This window comes from Micromonospora parastrephiae (assembly GCF_016802865.1).
Lineage (GTDB): Bacteria > Actinomycetota > Actinomycetes > Mycobacteriales > Micromonosporaceae > Micromonospora > Micromonospora parastrephiae.
Genome location: NZ_JAEVHM010000066.1, coordinates 13,573 through 28,144 on the forward strand (window position 1 = coordinate 13,573; position 14,572 = coordinate 28,144).

At 70.5% G+C, this 14,572-nt stretch carries 18 protein-coding genes and 1 pseudogene; 10 read left to right on the forward strand and 9 right to left on the reverse strand.

All coding sequences use genetic code 11. From position 1 onward, the window contains the following. Window positions 1-9: 9 nt before the first annotated feature. Complete coding sequence (locus JNW91_RS15465; RefSeq protein ID WP_203175893.1) at window positions 10-2,214, reverse strand: M48 family metalloprotease; 2,205 nt, start codon at window positions 2,212-2,214, stop codon at window positions 10-12. A gap of 197 nt (window positions 2,215-2,411) precedes the next feature. Here JNW91_RS15465 and JNW91_RS33605 point away from each other — a divergent pair, with 197 nt between their 5' ends. Then, complete coding sequence (locus JNW91_RS33605) at window positions 2,412-3,776, forward strand: pentapeptide repeat-containing protein (RefSeq protein WP_203175894.1); 1,365 nt, start codon at window positions 2,412-2,414, stop codon at window positions 3,774-3,776. Between the two features lie 4 nt (window positions 3,777-3,780). Here JNW91_RS33605 and JNW91_RS15475 read toward each other — a convergent pair whose 3' ends face one another. Then, window positions 3,781-4,362, reverse strand: coding sequence for a TetR/AcrR family transcriptional regulator (locus JNW91_RS15475; RefSeq protein WP_203175896.1), 582 nt, complete (start codon window positions 4,360-4,362; stop codon window positions 3,781-3,783). A 217-nt stretch (window positions 4,363-4,579) separates the two neighbouring features. Here JNW91_RS15475 and JNW91_RS33150 point away from each other — a divergent pair, with 217 nt between their 5' ends. Together JNW91_RS33150 and JNW91_RS15480 are read left to right on the forward strand one after the other, a co-directional pair. Then, window positions 4,580-5,110 (forward strand): MFS transporter, encoded by a 531-nt coding sequence (locus JNW91_RS33150; RefSeq protein ID WP_309244374.1) that lies wholly within the window; start codon window positions 4,580-4,582, stop codon window positions 5,108-5,110. Further along, window positions 5,035-6,045 (forward strand): MFS transporter, encoded by a 1,011-nt coding sequence (locus JNW91_RS15480; protein WP_309244375.1) that lies wholly within the window; start codon window positions 5,035-5,037, stop codon window positions 6,043-6,045. Before JNW91_RS33150 ends, JNW91_RS15480 begins: the two co-directional genes overlap by 76 nt. Before the next feature lie 53 nt (window positions 6,046-6,098). On the opposite strand, the gene JNW91_RS15485 is transcribed toward JNW91_RS15480, so the two are convergent. Then, entirely contained in the window at window positions 6,099-6,731 is a 633-nt protein-coding gene (locus tag JNW91_RS15485) for a TetR/AcrR family transcriptional regulator (RefSeq protein WP_203175898.1), read from the reverse strand. A gap of 59 nt (window positions 6,732-6,790) precedes the next feature. On the opposite strand from JNW91_RS15485, the gene JNW91_RS15490 reads away from it, so the two are divergent. The 5 genes from JNW91_RS15490 to JNW91_RS15510 all read left to right on the forward strand — a co-directional run bounded on the left by JNW91_RS15490 (window position 6,791) and on the right by JNW91_RS15510 (window position 10,209). Beyond that, a complete protein-coding gene (locus JNW91_RS15490) occupies window positions 6,791-7,081 on the forward strand; it encodes an antibiotic biosynthesis monooxygenase (RefSeq protein WP_203175900.1) in 291 nt (96 codons plus the stop codon). 108 nt (window positions 7,082-7,189) lie between these two features. After that, window positions 7,190-8,167 (forward strand): SEC-C domain-containing protein, encoded by a 978-nt coding sequence (locus tag JNW91_RS15495; protein WP_203175901.1) that lies wholly within the window; start codon window positions 7,190-7,192, stop codon window positions 8,165-8,167. Window positions 8,168-8,233: 66 nt separating this feature from the next. Then, window positions 8,234-8,950: an SDR family NAD(P)-dependent oxidoreductase gene (locus JNW91_RS15500; RefSeq protein WP_203175902.1), complete on the forward strand. Its 717-nt coding sequence runs from the start codon at window positions 8,234-8,236 to the stop codon at window positions 8,948-8,950. Between the two features lie 183 nt (window positions 8,951-9,133). Continuing rightward, window positions 9,134-9,541, forward strand: a complete 408-nt coding sequence (locus tag JNW91_RS15505; protein ID WP_203175903.1) for a hypothetical protein — start codon at window positions 9,134-9,136, stop codon at window positions 9,539-9,541. A gap of 92 nt (window positions 9,542-9,633) precedes the next feature. Next, window positions 9,634-10,209 (forward strand): DinB family protein, encoded by a 576-nt coding sequence (locus JNW91_RS15510; protein ID WP_203175904.1) that lies wholly within the window; start codon window positions 9,634-9,636, stop codon window positions 10,207-10,209. Between the two features lie 14 nt (window positions 10,210-10,223). On the opposite strand, the pseudogene JNW91_RS15515 reads toward JNW91_RS15510, so the two are convergent. The 4 genes and pseudogenes from JNW91_RS15515 to JNW91_RS15530 all read right to left on the reverse strand — a co-directional run. Further along, window positions 10,224-10,432, reverse strand: a pseudogene (locus JNW91_RS15515) (IS5/IS1182 family transposase); the annotation flags it as partial. A 177-nt stretch (window positions 10,433-10,609) separates the two neighbouring features. Continuing rightward, window positions 10,610-11,068, reverse strand: a complete 459-nt coding sequence (locus JNW91_RS15520; RefSeq protein WP_203175908.1) for a hypothetical protein — start codon at window positions 11,066-11,068, stop codon at window positions 10,610-10,612. A 327-nt stretch (window positions 11,069-11,395) separates the two neighbouring features. Further along, entirely contained in the window at window positions 11,396-11,659 is a 264-nt protein-coding gene (locus tag JNW91_RS15525) for a DUF6244 family protein (RefSeq protein WP_203175910.1), read from the reverse strand. 199 nt (window positions 11,660-11,858) lie between these two features. Further along, window positions 11,859-12,104 (reverse strand): winged helix-turn-helix domain-containing protein, encoded by a 246-nt coding sequence (locus JNW91_RS15530; protein WP_203175912.1) that lies wholly within the window; start codon window positions 12,102-12,104, stop codon window positions 11,859-11,861. Between the two features lie 243 nt (window positions 12,105-12,347). Here JNW91_RS15530 and JNW91_RS15535 point away from each other — a divergent pair, with 243 nt between their 5' ends. After that, window positions 12,348-12,566, forward strand: a complete 219-nt coding sequence (locus JNW91_RS15535; protein WP_203175914.1) for a hypothetical protein — start codon at window positions 12,348-12,350, stop codon at window positions 12,564-12,566. Further along, entirely contained in the window at window positions 12,563-13,081 is a 519-nt protein-coding gene (locus JNW91_RS15540; protein ID WP_203175916.1) for a hypothetical protein, read from the forward strand. Before JNW91_RS15535 ends, JNW91_RS15540 begins: the two co-directional genes overlap by 4 nt. Window positions 13,082-13,171: 90 nt before the next feature. Here the strand turns inward: JNW91_RS15540 and JNW91_RS15545 are convergent, their stop codons facing one another. Beyond that, window positions 13,172-13,693, reverse strand: a complete 522-nt coding sequence (locus JNW91_RS15545) for a hypothetical protein (RefSeq protein WP_203175918.1) — start codon at window positions 13,691-13,693, stop codon at window positions 13,172-13,174. A gap of 420 nt (window positions 13,694-14,113) precedes the next feature. Next, window positions 14,114-14,572 (reverse strand): hypothetical protein (locus JNW91_RS15550; RefSeq protein WP_238425057.1); only part of this gene is annotated, 459 nt, incomplete at its 5' end.

Below are 14,572 nucleotides of genomic sequence, written 5' to 3' on the forward strand. Positions count from 1 at the left end.
CTCTCCCGGTCAGTTGGGGGCGGGTCGGAAGGCGACAGCGTCCCCGTCGGCGGTGGCGACGCCCGCGATGGTGAACGTGTCCTCCTCGCTGAACGGTGAGCTGGTGCCGAAGTACGTGGTGGTGCCGCTGACCTGCACCTTGCCCTGGGTCTCGTAGGGGGTGGCGACCTGGGCGGTGGTCGGGCCGGTCAGCTCGACGGCGAGCTTCGGGTACTCCAGCATCTTCCAGGTGACCTTCTGCGCGGAGCCGCCGTAGTAGCGGAACGGGCAGCCCGGTGGAGCCGCGACGGTCTGCTTGGCGCACTCGTCCAACCAGGCGCGCACCCGGGCCTCGACCGCTTCGACCGCCGTCGGTTTGAGCACCGGCACCAGCTCCAGGGTGGCCGCACCCTGCCCCGGCCCGACCGCCACGGTGGCGCTCGGCGTCTCACTGAGCGCGCTGGACGGCCCGGTCGCCGTGTAGCCGCCGGGCAGCAGCACCAACGGGGGCCCCTCGGTGGCGACCGGCAGCTCCACCCCGTTGAGCCGCACCCCGGGGCCGGCGACCGGGGCGTTGAGCGGGATCAGCCCGCCGCTCAACCGCCAGCCGTGAAACAGCCCGGCGGTGGCGTCGTCGTCGCGGTGCAGGGTGACACTGGCGGTCTGCCGCTCGCCGGCCAGCCGGTACGCCACCGTCGCGGTGGCGCTGTCGCCCTCGCGCTCCAGCGAGCTGATGTCCACGTCGGTCGGTGGCTGGTAGCCCTCGCCGCGCAACAGTTGGGCGAGCAGCCTGCGGTCGGTGACGCCGCTCTGATCGGCGAGGAAGCCGAGCGCGGCGTCGCTGTCCCGGTCGGCGAGCGCGGAGAAGTACCCGTCGATCGTCGCCTGGGGACGGAAGAACGCCCACTGCACCACGCCGAGACCACCGGTGCCGAAGCAGGCCACCAGCACGAGAGCACCGACGAGCAGCCAGGTGCGGCGGGTGCCGACCGGGCCGGAGTGACCGAACAGCCGCTCGGCGGTGACCGACTCGCCCGCCCCGGCGGGCACACCAACCACCGACGCCCGCTCCAGCGCGTCGAGCCGCAGCTCGTGCGGTGGGTGGGTGGCGCAGACCGCCTCGTCCCAACCGCTGCGGCCACTCTCGAACGACAGCCGCCGTTGCAGCACGCGCCGCAGCCCGTCGACGTGCCCGGTCAGCACCGCGCCGAGGTCGGCACGGTACTCGGCGGCCCGCACGTCGCGGGCGTGCAGCGGCAGCACCACGTACCGCATGGTGAGCAGCACCGGCCAGAAGAACAGGAAGACCACGAAGTTGGTGGCCGGGTGCGGGAAGGTGCGCATCAGCCAGGTCGGCAGGGCGTGCGCGAGGGTCAACGGCAGGCCGACACCACGGACGAAGGCACTGGTGATCTCGTCCCCGGTGCGCCAGTGCACCAGCTCGTGACTGAGCAGCGCGGCAACCTCGTCGTCCGGTTCGGTCAGTACGGCGGTGCTGACCACCACGTGCCGGGCGTACGTGCGGGCGTTACTGAGGACGGGATCGTCCTCCATGAGCAGCCGGGGCACGGTGGGCAGGCCGAGCCGTCGGGCGCAGTCGTCCAGCACCGGACGCAGCCGCGCGTACTCGCGACGGCTGGGCTGGCGGGCGCCGGAGACCACCAGCAGGCGCGGTTCCAGCAGCACCCGGTAGAGCGTGTAGAGGACCCCGATCAGCGCCGCCGCGACGACCGTGCCGACCAGGCCGGTGACCAGCGCGAGGGGCTCGTCGGCGACTCCCATCCAGGGCAGCACCAGTACGGCGAGGAAGCCGATCAGGAACCCGACGACGAAGCCGAACACGCCACCGAGCACCCCGCCGGAGCGGCTGAGGAACGCCTCCAGCAGCGAACCGATCAGCGGCGCGTCGCGCAGCACCGACGGCACCTGGTCGTCGGTGCCGAACCCGCCGGCGAAGAGCCCGGCGGCGGCGAAGCTGAGACCGCCCCAGAACGCCAGGAGCAGCGCGACCGGCAGGTAGAACCAGGTGGCGACGAAGGCGCCGAGCACGCCCCGCCAGTCCCGCAGGATCCCGGCGCGCAGCCAGACCAGGGCATTGGGATAGCCGGGTGGCCGGTCGGCGAGCCCGCCGGCGGCCGGCGGGGGGTCGGCGGCCGGCGGTTCGGCGGCCCGGACGTCGAGCTGCGGCACGGTCGGCGGTGTGCCCTCCGGCGACACGGTGTGCGGCTCGGTCATGGGCGCTGCTCCTTCTGGAAGGTCGCGTCGTCTATCGGGAATGGACAGCCGCAGCAGGTTATCGAGCGGATCTGATGTCTGCCACACCGCTTCGCTGCAACGTCGCCCACCCGACACTCACCGCCGCGCACCCGTCGAGGCGGTCCCGTACGCCATGGTCCATATCGGACCGGGACGGACGGTGGCATGCTGTGGCGGTGGCCGCCGACGAACCTCCCGAGCGCCACCTGCGGGTGATGCCGTGGTGGCTGGTCCTGGTCGGTCTGCTGCTCGCCGCAGCCCTGGGCTGGCTCGTACTGGACCTGCTGCTCGCCGAGGCCGATCGGGCCGGCCAGCCGGACACCCGCGCCACGCTGCGCATCGACGCGATCCGCACCGGACTGACCGTGGTCGCCGGCACCGGCGGTGGACTGGCCCTGCTGCTGGCCGCACGCCGCCAGTGGATCGCCGAACGCGCGCAGCGGCACCAGGAGATCGTCGCCGCCCGCGACCAGGCCCACCGCGACCGGGTGCAGGGGCACGCCGAGTCGGTGGCCGAGGCCGCGCAGCGCCACCAGGACCGGCAGTCCAGTGCGGTCGAACACGACGCGGCCGAGCGGCGGCTCACCGAGCTCTACACCCGCGCGGTCGAGCTGCTCGGCAACGACCGGGCGGCCGTACGCCTCGGCGGGCTGCACGCGTTGGAACGCCTCGGGCAGGACAATGCGGCGCAGCGACCGACGATCGTGGCGGTGCTCTGCGCGTACCTGCGGATGCCGGCGCCGCCGAACGACGAGCCGCGCGAGACGGAGGTCCGGCGCACCGCGCAGCGGGTTCTGACCCGGCACCTGCGCGCGGACGACGACTCGCTGTACTGGCCGGAGATCGTGCTCGATCTGATCGGCGCCCGGCTGGTCGACTTCGACGTCGCCGGCTGCACTTTGATCGGCGCGGACTTCACTCGGGCGGTGTTCACCGGCGCGACAAGCTTCGCGGGCGCGACGGCGTTGGGCGAACTCGCCTTCGAAACGGCGGTCTTTGGCGACGTGGTTTTCGACGATCTCACCGCCAGCGCGGACGTTGTATTCGATGATGCCCATTTCGGCGCTCGGGCGAGCTTCGAGGGAGCCGAATTCGGCGCAGGGTTGTCCTGTCAGCGGTCCCGCTTCGCGGGGCCGACCTCATTTCGCCGGGCGACCGTCGACCTGCCGACCAGCTTCGACTCGACCCGGTTCGAGAACGACGCCACATTCGACGGGGCGGTCTTCAACAGCAACCTGTCCTTGGAGCACACCGAGTTCGGTGGGCCGGCCAGCTTCCACTCGGTCCGGTTCATGAAAATGGCGCTGTTCCGCTGGACGATCTTCGGCGCGGAGGCGTTGTTCGACCGTGCCCGCTTCGCCGACGCCGCGAACTTCGGCCGGGCCCGGTTCCACAGCATGGCCAGCTTCCGGGACGCACAGTTCGGTCGACCGCCGCAGGTCGAGCAGGCCCGGGCGGCGGCCGATCCTGGTCACCGCTGGCCGGCGGGCACGGTCGTGGAACGGCTCGACAACGAGTGGCTGCTGCTCGTGGACCGCTGAGCAATCAGCGGGCGGCGGCTGCGGGACGCAGCCCGTCCAGGGCCACGCCGAGCACCCGGTCGCGCTGCTCGGGTGAGGGGAACTGGGCCATGGTGAGGCCACTGATCAGCCGCACCACGTCGTCGAACCCGATGTCGTCGCGCACCACGCCGGCGCCCTGCGCGCGGCGCATCAACGGCTCGCCGGCGGCGTAGATCTCCGTACGGCAGCTCTGAAAGATCTCCGAGTCGTGCAGCAGCTGCTCGGCGAGCGCCCGCTTCGTGGCGACGTACGCGACGAAGCGGTGCAGCCACGCGACGAGGGCGTCCCACGGGGGCAGTTCGGCCAGGTCGTCGGCGGAGCTGCACAGCGCCCGGACCTCCTCGACGTACACGGCCTCGAAGAGGTGCCGCCGGGTCGGGAAGTTGCGGTAGAGCGTGCCGATGCCCACCCCGGCCCGCCGTGCCACGTCCTCCAGGGAGGCGGCGGCGCCGTGCTCGGCGAACGCGTCACGCGCCGCGACGACCAGGGCGTCGTAGTTGCGCCGCGCGTCGGCCCGCCTGGGTCGCCGCGCGAACACCTCGGGCATCTGCCCCGCGCTGGTCATGACGTGCGTCACCTCACCTCGGTTGCATCCGGAGGCAACCCTCCGCTAACTTAGTGGAGGCACCCCTCCGGAAATGCCGGAGGCTGCCCTCCGGTTAGCTTACCTCGGGACCCGCCCGATCCGCCTGGCCACCCGATCGCCCGGATCCCGACACCCGCCCGCCACGGACGACGGGCGACAAACCTCCTTCCGTACCGTAATCAGGGAGTTTTCTCTCGTGTCAGTGACCTCCCGACGCAGCTCGCGTCGGCTCACCTTCACCGTGCTCGCGGCCGGCGCCGGGTTCTTCGCGATGCTCCAGTCGCTGATCACTCCGGTGCTGCCGACCATCCAGCAGGACCTGCACACCTCGCAGAACACCGTGACCTGGGTGCTCACCGCCTACCTGCTCTCCGCGTCGATCTTCACGCCGATCCTCGGCCGCGTCGGCGACATGGTCGGCAAGGAGCGGATGCTTGTCGTGTCGCTCGCCGCGCTCGCCCTCGGCTGCCTCCTGGCCGCCATCGCACCGAACATCGGCGTCCTCATCGTCGCCCGGGTCGTGCAGGGCATCGGCGGCGCGGTGTTCCCGCTGTCCTTCGGCATCATCCGCGACGAGTTCCCCGCCGCGCGGGTCTCCGGCGCCGTCGCCGCCATCTCGGCGATCGTCGCGCCGGCGGTGGGCTGGGCATCGTGCTCGCCGGCCCGATCGTCAGCGCACTGGACTACCGGTGGCTGTTCTGGATCCCGATGGTCGTGGTCGGCCTGACCGCCGTCGCCGCACACCTGCTCATCCCCGAGTCACCGGTGCGTACGCCCGGTCGGATCGACTGGCGCGCCACCGTGCTGCTCTCCGGCTGGCTTGTCGCGCTGCTGCTCCCGATCAGCCAGGGCGCGTCCTGGGGCTGGACCTCCACCCGGGTGCTCGGCCTGCTGGCGCTCGCCGTGGTGCTGTTCGTCGGCTGGCTGGTCGCCGAGGTGCGCTCGACCAACCCGCTGATCGACATGCGGATGATGCGCCTGCCCGGCGTCTGGACCACCAACCTGGTCGCCCTGCTCTACGGCGCGTCGATGTTCTCCGTGTACGCGTTCCTCCCGCAGTTCGTGCAGACCCCCACGTCCGCCGGCTACGGCTTCGGTGCCAGCATCAGCCAGGCCGGTCTGCTCATGCTGCCGATGCTCGTCGCGATGTTCGTCGCCGGCCTGGTCGCCGGGCGACTCCAGTCCGTCTTCAGCGCCAAGGCGCAGCTCGCCACCGGCGCCACGTTCAACGTGGCCGCCTCCGCCATGCTGGCCGCCGCGCACGACACCCGCTGGGAGGTCGCCATCGCCGGTGGGCTGGTCGGCCTCGGCATCGGCCTGGCCTTCGCGTCGATGGCCAACCTGATCGTCGGCAGTGTGCCCGCCAGCCAGACCGGCGTGGCGACCGGCATGAACGCCAACATCCGCACCATCGGCGGCGCGATCGGCGCCGCCGTGGTCAGCGGCGTGATCACCGCCCACCCGCAGGCCAGCGGCCTGCCCCGGGAGGCCGGCTTCACGATGGGGTTTCTCGTCCTCACCGCGATCGCCTTGGCCGCCGCGCTCGCGGCCCTGGCCGTCCCGTCCGCCCGGCGGGCGTCGGCCGGTCGCCGGCCGTCCACCTCGACGATCGTCGAGTCCGAGCTAGCTGGCGAGTTCGCCACCATGCCCGCGACGCGCTGAGGTTCGCTGTCGCGTCGGAGCCCGGGGCCGGTTCGCCGCCCCGGGCTCCGGCGTCAGTTGACGCAGAGCTGAGCGCGCAGGTTGGCACAGGTCCACTCCGTCCAACGCTGCGGCGACCAACCCCGCTCCCGCACCAGGACCAGATAGAGCTCCGGGCCGAGCAGGGCGTAGAGCACGTCGGCCGCCTGCGGGACCGGCACGTCGGTACGCGCGCCCGGCTTGGCCATCAACGCCTTCGCGGCAGCCTCCTGCACGACGTAGCGAGGGTCGACGCCCTGCGGCCAGATCGCGGCAACCTCGGCGTCCGTCGCGGCGGCGGCCTGGAGCATCCGCATGATCGGTGCCACCCGGTCCAGCACCGCCGCGCTGCCGTGCACGTGCGCCCGCAGCTGCTCCTGGGCCGTCTCGGCAGCCATTGCCGCCCGGAACCAGGGCCGGTCCATGGTGGCCACCGGCTCGTCGTCCCCCGCGACCGTGACGTCGACGAGTTCCTTCAGCAGCGTCCGCTTGTTGCCGAAGGAGAAGTAGATCGTCTGCACCGCCACCTGGGCCGCCGTCGCCACGTCCTGCAGATTCGTCGCGCCGTAACCGCGCTCGACGAACAACTCCCGCGCCGCCTCCAGGATGCGCTGCCGGGTCTGCCGGGCCTTCTGGCTCCGCAGCCCGGAGCCCTTGACATCGCTCATGAAGGAGATTATCTCTAGAGCAAGTCAGTAGAAGTCAACTCTAGAGAGGAACTACAGCTATGTCCCTGCTCGTGATCACACGGTTCACCGCCGACCCCGCCCACGCCGAGGATCTGCCCGCCCGCCACGCGGACCTCGTCTCGGCGACCCGCTCCGCCGTCGGCGGACCGGTCGAGGCCCGTCTCGGCCGGGTCGACGAGCGGCACTGGGTCGGCGTATGGCAGTGGGAGTCGGCCGAACACCTCGCCGAGGCCCGCAAGATGGTCCCGGGCACTCCGGTGGCCACGGCAGCGTTCGCCCTGGTCGACGACCCGACGGCCGAGGAGATCCAGCTCGTCGACGAGCGCTGACCGAACGACGGGGCCCGCGGCGGTGCACCGCCCGGGCTCCGCTGGGTGCGCCGGCCGCGGAGGTAGGCTGATCGTTCCCGCCCCATTCGTCGTCTTCAGGATGCGCCCATGTCCGAACTGCTGACCGCCGAGCGCATCGAAGAGATCGGCTCGCTGGGCTCCGAGAGCCCGGACCCGGCCGCGCTGGTCGCCGAGCTGGTGGGTGCCGTCGACGAGGGACGCGTCGCCGACCCGGACGACACCGGCTACGCGCTGCTCGTCGCCGCGGACATCCTGGAGCAGGCCGGCGACCTGGCCGACGCGCTCGCCCTGGCCACCCGCGCCATCGCCGAACAGCCCGACGAGGACGCGTACGCCCGATCGGTGCGCGGCGGCCTGCTGCTGCGCCTCGGCCGTTCCGGCGAAGGCATGCGCGAACTGACCGAGCTGCGTCCGCTGCTGGAGACCAACCCCGACGCCACGTACCTGATCGACGAGCTGGCCGAGTCCGGCCACGCCGAGACGGCGCTGGAATGGCTCACCGGCGCACTGGACGCCATCCTCGAACGGACCCGGACCCAGCAGCACGAATCCGAGGACGCGCAGGACGAGGCCGCCGCGATGATCTACGGTCTGGCCCAGCGGCGGCACGACCTGCGCGAGGAGTTGGGCCTGCCGCACGACGAGTACGACAACCTCGCCGACCGGCTACGCGCCGCCAGCAACCACGCCCTCGACGCGCTCGACGACGGCCCGGCGACGCTGCTGTACTGGCCGCAGGCCGAGTACGACGCCCTCCTGGCACGCTGGCCGGCACTCGCCGACAGCTACCCGGCCACCTGGGACGAGCACCGCGCCCAGATCGAACGCGCCCTCACCGAGGCCTCCGGCCTGGGCGGCGCGGACCTGGGCGTGGCCGCCGGCAGCGTGGAGGGCCTGGCGGCCTTCGCCGGCAATGAGCCCATCGACGAGGAAACCCTCGACGAGTACGCCGACAGCCTCGACGACACCGGCGTGACCGCCTGGCCGCCCGGCCGCAACGACGCCTGCTGGTGCGGCTCGGGTGCCAAGTACAAGAAGTGCTGCCTGCCGCGCTCACGCGGCTGAGCCGTCCCACGGCCCGCGCGCCCGCCTGTTGACCTCAACCAGAGTTCAGGTGCTTCACTGTCGGTCATGGATCCTGATGGTTTGCGCATCGCCATCACCGGCGCGGCACGTGACACGGGACGACTTCTGGCCGAGGCGTTCGCCGAACGCGGCGCACAGATCTTCCTCTCGGCCCGCGACCTGGGGGCGGCCCGGCGGGTTGCGGATGCGATCAACCAGCGGGGCGCAGGTCGGGCTGACGCGTTTCACTGCGATCTCGCCGCACCGGATTCGGTGCGTGGGTTCGCCGCGGCCGTCGCCGACCGGACGAGCTACCTCGATGTGCTGATCAACAATGGTGCCGCATACATCGAAGGTGACGACCTGGCAGACGTCTCGGACGACACGATCGAGAGCGTGATGGCTGCGGGCGGGACCGGCACCGTGCTGCTGACCAAGCATCTGTTGCCGCTGCTGCGTGCGTCGTCGCGGCCCGACGTCGTCAACATGATCTCCGCGTGCGGCGAGGTGGGGCACCGCCGTTCGGGCGCGCATCCCGCGTTCTACGCGGCCAAGCATGCCCACGCCGGGCTCGCCGAGATCCTTTCGCACCGGCTCCGGCCAGAAGGAATCCGGGTGATTTCCCTTTTTCCACCGGACTTCGTTCAGAACGGACCGCGGCAGGCGGACAGCGACCTCACTGCGCAATCGGTCATCGACTGCGTGGTCTTCGCGGTGGGTCAACCACGAGACTGCTTCATCCGCGAGTTCCACTTCGAGCAGGTACGGACTCCACACTCCTGAGCGCCCGCCGCGCCGGCCTTCCCGACGTACGCCCGCCAACAGAAGGAGACCGACCGCGACATCCCGGTCGTCATCATCGAACGCACGTCTGCGGAACACCCGGCGATCGATTGATGTTCGCGGGCCTCGGCCAGGGCTAGGGTGACGGAAGGTAAGCACCCCACTCCGCAAAGGAGAACCGCCGTGCGTCGCCTCACCACCACTATCGCACTGCTCGGGCTGTCACTGTTCGCCCTGCTGACGCCGACGGCAGCGAGCGCGGCAGGCCCTGTCGAGGTCACGTCCGCCACCCTGGTCGCCAGAGGGGTCGCCGTGGACGTCACCCTCACCGTCACCTGCCCGGTCAGCGCGAACGGCGGCGCCGAGGTGAGCCTCAGACAGCGGTCGGGCAACATCGTGGCGCACGGGTCGGGCTGGGCCCCCCTCAACTGCACAGGTGAGCCTCAGGCCGTGACGACGCGGGTGCTGGCCGACGCCGGGGGAGCCGTCTTCCACAAGGGTGTGGCGCTGGCCAACGGACTGATCGAACTGTGCAGTGAAGACGCCTGCGACGGGGGGCCGTTCAACAACACGGTCCGCATCACCCGCTGAGGAGCGCACCGCGTACTGGCGTGTCCTGCCGATCACGACTCTGCGGATCGTCCGGGGCAGCGCGACATCCAACCGGATGCCATAGTGCCGCGATGAAGGCAGACCTACACAGCTACCTGCAGGGTGGCCGCGACTCACTGCTGTGGAAGCTCGACGGGCTCAGCGAATACGACATTCGTCGCCCGCTGACCCGGACCGCCACCAACTTGCTCGGCCTGGTGAAGCACTCGGCGGTCTGTGAAACCCTCTACTTCGGCGTCGTGTTCGGCCGGCCATTCGAGCAGGAACTGCCGTACGTCGGCGACGGAGCGGAGACCAATGCCGACATGTGGGCGACCGCGGATGAGACCCGCGAGGAAATCGTCGCACTGTACCGTCGCGCGATCGCCCACGCCGACACCACCATTGAAGCCCTTGCCCTCGATGAGGTCGGCCGCGTGCCGTGGTGGGGCGATGCGGCGGTCACGTTGCACCACGTCCTGGTCCACGTCACCGCGGAAACACAACGGCACGCCGGCCACGCTGACATCGTGCGCGAACTCATCGACGGCGCGGCCGGGCTGCTGCCCGGGCACGACAACCTGCCCCCCGCCGACGAGTCATGGTGGCTGGACTATCGCCAGCGAGTGGAGCAGGCCGCCCTCGACGCCAGCAAACGCAGCACATAGGTATCTGTCGCTCATCAGAGCCAGATGATGGCGGCGATGAGGACGAGGCTGGCACGGTAGAGGGGCTGCACCTTGGCGTACCGGGGTGGTTGCGTCACGCCACTGCTTGAGCCGGTTGAAGTAGCGTTCCACGACGTTGCGCTTGCGGTGGACAGCCATGTCGAAGTCCGGGGATCCGCCCACCGTTGCTGCCCATGGCGGCTCGGCGGGCGACCTGGTCCGCCAGGAAGTCGCGTAGCCCGGCGAGGGTGCCCAGTCGGCCGCTCCCGAATACATGCACCCGCAGGTCGACCCGATGGCCGTCCTCGCCTAGAGCTCCCAGGGGCGGATCGCGAAGGTGACGGCCGTCCATCCGGAGATGAAGTCCGAACCCATGTCGCCGACGCCGACGGCACGCCTGTCACCCCGCCGCCTCGATGGCCGCCTCCACCTTGTCCAGGTAGTTGAACCACCACTCCCCCTCACTTTTCGGACGTGAGGACAGAAGGCTTGCGGCCACAACAAAGGCGAGGACCACTGCGCTGCCCGCGGGCAAAACACCCGACAGCGAGCGGCCTGTCAGGATCGTGCTGAGAAAAGCCTCGACCTCCTGAGGAGTTGCCGAGCTCCAGTCCTCTGCCTCAGCGACCTCGGTGGCCAACTCCCGGATCTGCACAGGCGACGGCTTGCCTCCGCACATGTCAACAGCGACGAAGGCCGAGATGGCGACGAGCAACTCCATGGCCGACCGCTGTGTTGGGACGTCGGAGAACGTCTTCAGTGCCTCATCAAACTCTGCCGGCTGCCGCTTGACAGCCCAATGGAGCGTGTCTCGGACAAGTTGCTCAACCCGTTCATCAATGATCAATTGAACCTCCACTATCTTGCGACCTCGTCTTGTAAGCCTTGAGGGAGCCCCAGGTCGCCACGGCCCCGAGAACGACGCCGGCTACCGCCTTCGGGAGAGCCGGCAGGAACTCCGCAACGGTTGCCCAAACTGTCGCCGCCGCTGACCCGCCGACAGCAATTGCCTCCGGACTGACGTGTCTGCGCCTTGTAGGCGGCGGAGCCTCACGTTCCTCCCGGCTACGCGTCTCGCGCCTGACAATCCGATCAAGCAGCACTGATTCCGTCGCTGAAACCGCTGGCCGCAACGTGAAGTCGCGTGCCTCGGGTGGATGGTGGGTTGTGCTACCACCACCCGCGGTCAGTTTCCCAGCGCTCGGACCTTGGCGATCGTCTCCTGGACGTGCTGCTTGGCCGGCTCGCCACCCTGGGACGCCTGCGCGAGTGCCTGCCGGTACGCGTCGATCATGCCGATCAACGGGCCGGCGGCCACACCTTCCAGCGCTCCGGCGACGAGGGCGCGCGCCTCGGCCGCGTCCTGCGCTGCGGCTGCGGTCTTGGCCTTCGCCTCGTCGAGTTTCTGCGACGCCGCCGCCAACCTCGCGATGATCTGTGCTGCGCTCACGCGCATCCTCCCCGTGGTCGACCATCGCCTCCACCACCGCACCGGCGGAGACCACATGGGAGCGTACGAGATTCGCGCACCCAGCGCGACCACGTGATCGCGCATTCGCGACGACGAGGCAGCAGATCGTGGAAGTATTCGACCCTGCCGGGGCACCTTCCTTGCAGGATCTCAGGGCAGGCGTGGGGATCGAGCCTGCTCAACGCTCGGCGACGAACACCCCGACGCCACCGACGCCCTCGACCAGACCCTCAATCTTGAGCGCGTTGATGGCCTGGCGAACGACGATCGCAGAGACGTCGTGCTGACGGCACAACTCGGAGGTCGAGGGCAGCTTGTCGCCCGGCGCGAGTTCGCCGGAGTTGATCTGAGCGCGGATGCCGTCGGCGATCAGCGCCCACTTGGCTTTGGCGGGCATTGGTGTCTCCCAGGTCTGCCCCGCCATTCGATCACGAGCAACTTTGTATAGCAAGCAATGTGCGGACAGTGCTTGCGCGTACATCACCTGTTATATAAGCTTCCATCTGACCGGCTCCCAGGTCTGCAACCCGGAGTTGGTTTCTTCCCCACCGCGCAGAGAGCGCCCGGTCGGTCGGTCCCCCCGTCCGGCCGGGCGTGCCGGGGCGTGCCCGCACGCCGCCCCGACGCACGAGCATGAGCAAGGAGACCGACCCGACGGGAGCCCTCGATGCCCGATCGACCCGACGAGCAGCCCAACGACCCCACCCAGCAGCGGCACAGCAACCGCCTCGTGTCCGATCAGGACGTGGAGGACGCGGACGACATTCTCTTCGCCCATCCGCCCCGTGTGGTGCGCCGCTGGTTGTGCGGGTGCGGCGCGGACTACCCCTGCACCGATGTGCGTTTCGCCCTCCTGGTCAAGTCCACGGCGGAGGCGGGCGAATGAGCGTCGGCACCGTGGACGACCTGCGCGAGGCATGGCTGGCGACGATCGCCGCCGCCGACCGAGCCGGCGCGCACCTGCACGGCGCGGGGCCACCGGGCCGGCGGCTGCCCTGGCAGGACGCGGTCACCGAGTGCTGGCGGGCGCTGAGCCTGGTGTACGCGGGTTTGGCCGCCGACCGGAACTCGCCGGCGGCGTCGGTAGGCGACCTGGTCGCCGGGCTGCGCGTGGCTCGGGTCGACGCGGACCGGGCCGCTGCGCTGGCCGCCCGTGTTCGCTGGCGGTTGGGGGCGACCGAGGACCGTCGCTACGACGCCACCGGGCGCGACGTCGATCCGGTGCTGGCCGAGGCGCTGGTCTGGGCGGCGCTCGGCGAAGGTCCGCCGGTGCCCGACGACGCGGCGGCGATCGTCGCGCGGACGGTGTTGCTGCTCGGCCTGCTGGAAGACGAAGGTCTCACCGACCGCGAACTCGACGAGATTCTGGTGGCCGCTTCCGTCGAAGCCGACCGGCAGTGAGCGCAACCGGGGCTCAAGGTCGACACGAGATCGCCGATGTCGGGGTATCCCGCTGGCACGGATACCCCGACATCAGCAATACCGAGTGGATCACGCCCCAGACGGCGGCCCGTTCTGCACCCGGTTGACCAGATCGTGCAACGGTTTGGTGCCGCTGCCGACCATCACACCGGTCACGATGGCATCGACCCAGACCGCCACACCGTTCCAGTCGGCACCCGCGACCGCGTGCAGAACGTAGAACCCACCCGCGCTGGACGCCACGGTGGCCAACCCGCTCGCGAGACCCCACGCGACGATCGTGCGGTTCGCCTTCGCCTGCGCCACCGCGGCCGTGGCCGCGGCGACCGCCGCACGGTCAGCCTCCGTCGGACCGGCGACCCGGCCGTTCACGTCGGTCACCGTCCGGGCCGACGCGGCCTCGGCGGTACGCCCCGGCAGCCACCGCGAGAACGGCTCCAGGATCCGCTCGACCGCCGCGGCGAAGACCAACAGGGTGAGGAAAACACCCGTGGTGTCCTTGGGTTGGATCTTCGCCGCGGAGGCGCCACTACGCCAGATCATCCAGCCGGCGACAGCGCCGACGGCGATCAGCCCGAAACCCGCAACCACCGCACCGGGACCGGCCTGCCGCGACGCCGCGACAACCGACAGCCCTGACTCCCGATCGTCCCCACGCCGGCGTCGCCCTCCACCGGCGTAGCGACCGCCCTGCCCCATGCCGAATCCGGCTCAACGTTGATGGACGTCTGTCCCTGCAATTCCCTGACCAACCTTTCGATTTGCCATGTGCGAAACGTCGAGGCGCGACGATCCAGAGCCTCGGTTTACCAAGCGGATTACGTACCGACAGCGCTCGGGGCGCGAGACTACGGCACCACAGTGGGCACAATGGACACCGGTGAGGTCGACCGGACCCAGGATCGACACGACGTCGGCGATGTCGGGGTATCCCAGCAGTTCGGACACCCCGATGTCGGCGATACGAAGTGGATTATGGCCCGGGCGGCCGGGGCTGGTCCCGCCGGAGGCTCAGCGCAGGCCGCGGACCAGCAGCAGGTAGGCGCAGTAGGCCATCGGCACCAGCAGGAAGCAGATCAGGAACCCGAGCGGCAGGTAGCGCGGCGGGGTGCCGGCGACCATGGCGGGCCTCCCCCATCGACCCAGCACCAGGTACCCACCGAAGAACGCCACCGCCGGCAGCCCCGCGCAGATCCAGGCGCCGAGGGTGAACCCGTCGACCAGACCCACCCCGGAGGCGAGCACCAGCGTCAACATGAGCACCCCGCCGGCAGCCCCGCACCCGGCGTAGACGGCGACCGCCCGGGCCAGCGGCGACCACGTCGGCAGCAGCGCCGGCCGCTGGGCCAGCAGCTCCGCCTGGTGCCCGTGCCGGTCGGCCTCGTCGGCCCATCCGCCGGGCCAGCTCCAGCTCCACCACCGGATCGACCGCCGCCCGCGCGCTGGGCCCGGCACCCCGACGCCCGCCGG

Excerpts from the sequence above, each read along its gene's own strand:
- JNW91_RS15465 (WP_203175893.1), bottom strand. The coding sequence starts at position 2,214 with ATGACCGAGCCGCACACCGTGTCGCCGGAGGGCACACCGCCGACCGTG.
- JNW91_RS15475 (WP_203175896.1), bottom strand. The coding sequence starts at position 4,362 with ATGACCAGCGCGGGGCAGATGCCCGAGGTGTTCGCGCGGCGACCCAGG.
- JNW91_RS15485 (WP_203175898.1), bottom strand. The coding sequence starts at position 6,731 with ATGAGCGATGTCAAGGGCTCCGGGCTGCGGAGCCAGAAGGCCCGGCAG.
- JNW91_RS15490 (WP_203175900.1), top strand. The coding sequence starts at position 6,791 with ATGTCCCTGCTCGTGATCACACGGTTCACCGCCGACCCCGCCCACGCC.
- JNW91_RS15495 (WP_203175901.1), top strand. The coding sequence starts at position 7,190 with ATGTCCGAACTGCTGACCGCCGAGCGCATCGAAGAGATCGGCTCGCTG.
- JNW91_RS15500 (WP_203175902.1), top strand. The coding sequence starts at position 8,234 with ATGGATCCTGATGGTTTGCGCATCGCCATCACCGGCGCGGCACGTGAC.
- JNW91_RS15510 (WP_203175904.1), top strand. The coding sequence starts at position 9,634 with ATGAAGGCAGACCTACACAGCTACCTGCAGGGTGGCCGCGACTCACTG.
- JNW91_RS15530 (WP_203175912.1), bottom strand. The coding sequence starts at position 12,104 with ATGGCGGGGCAGACCTGGGAGACACCAATGCCCGCCAAAGCCAAGTGG.
- JNW91_RS15535 (WP_203175914.1), top strand. The coding sequence starts at position 12,348 with ATGCCCGATCGACCCGACGAGCAGCCCAACGACCCCACCCAGCAGCGG.
- JNW91_RS15540 (WP_203175916.1), top strand. The coding sequence starts at position 12,563 with ATGAGCGTCGGCACCGTGGACGACCTGCGCGAGGCATGGCTGGCGACG.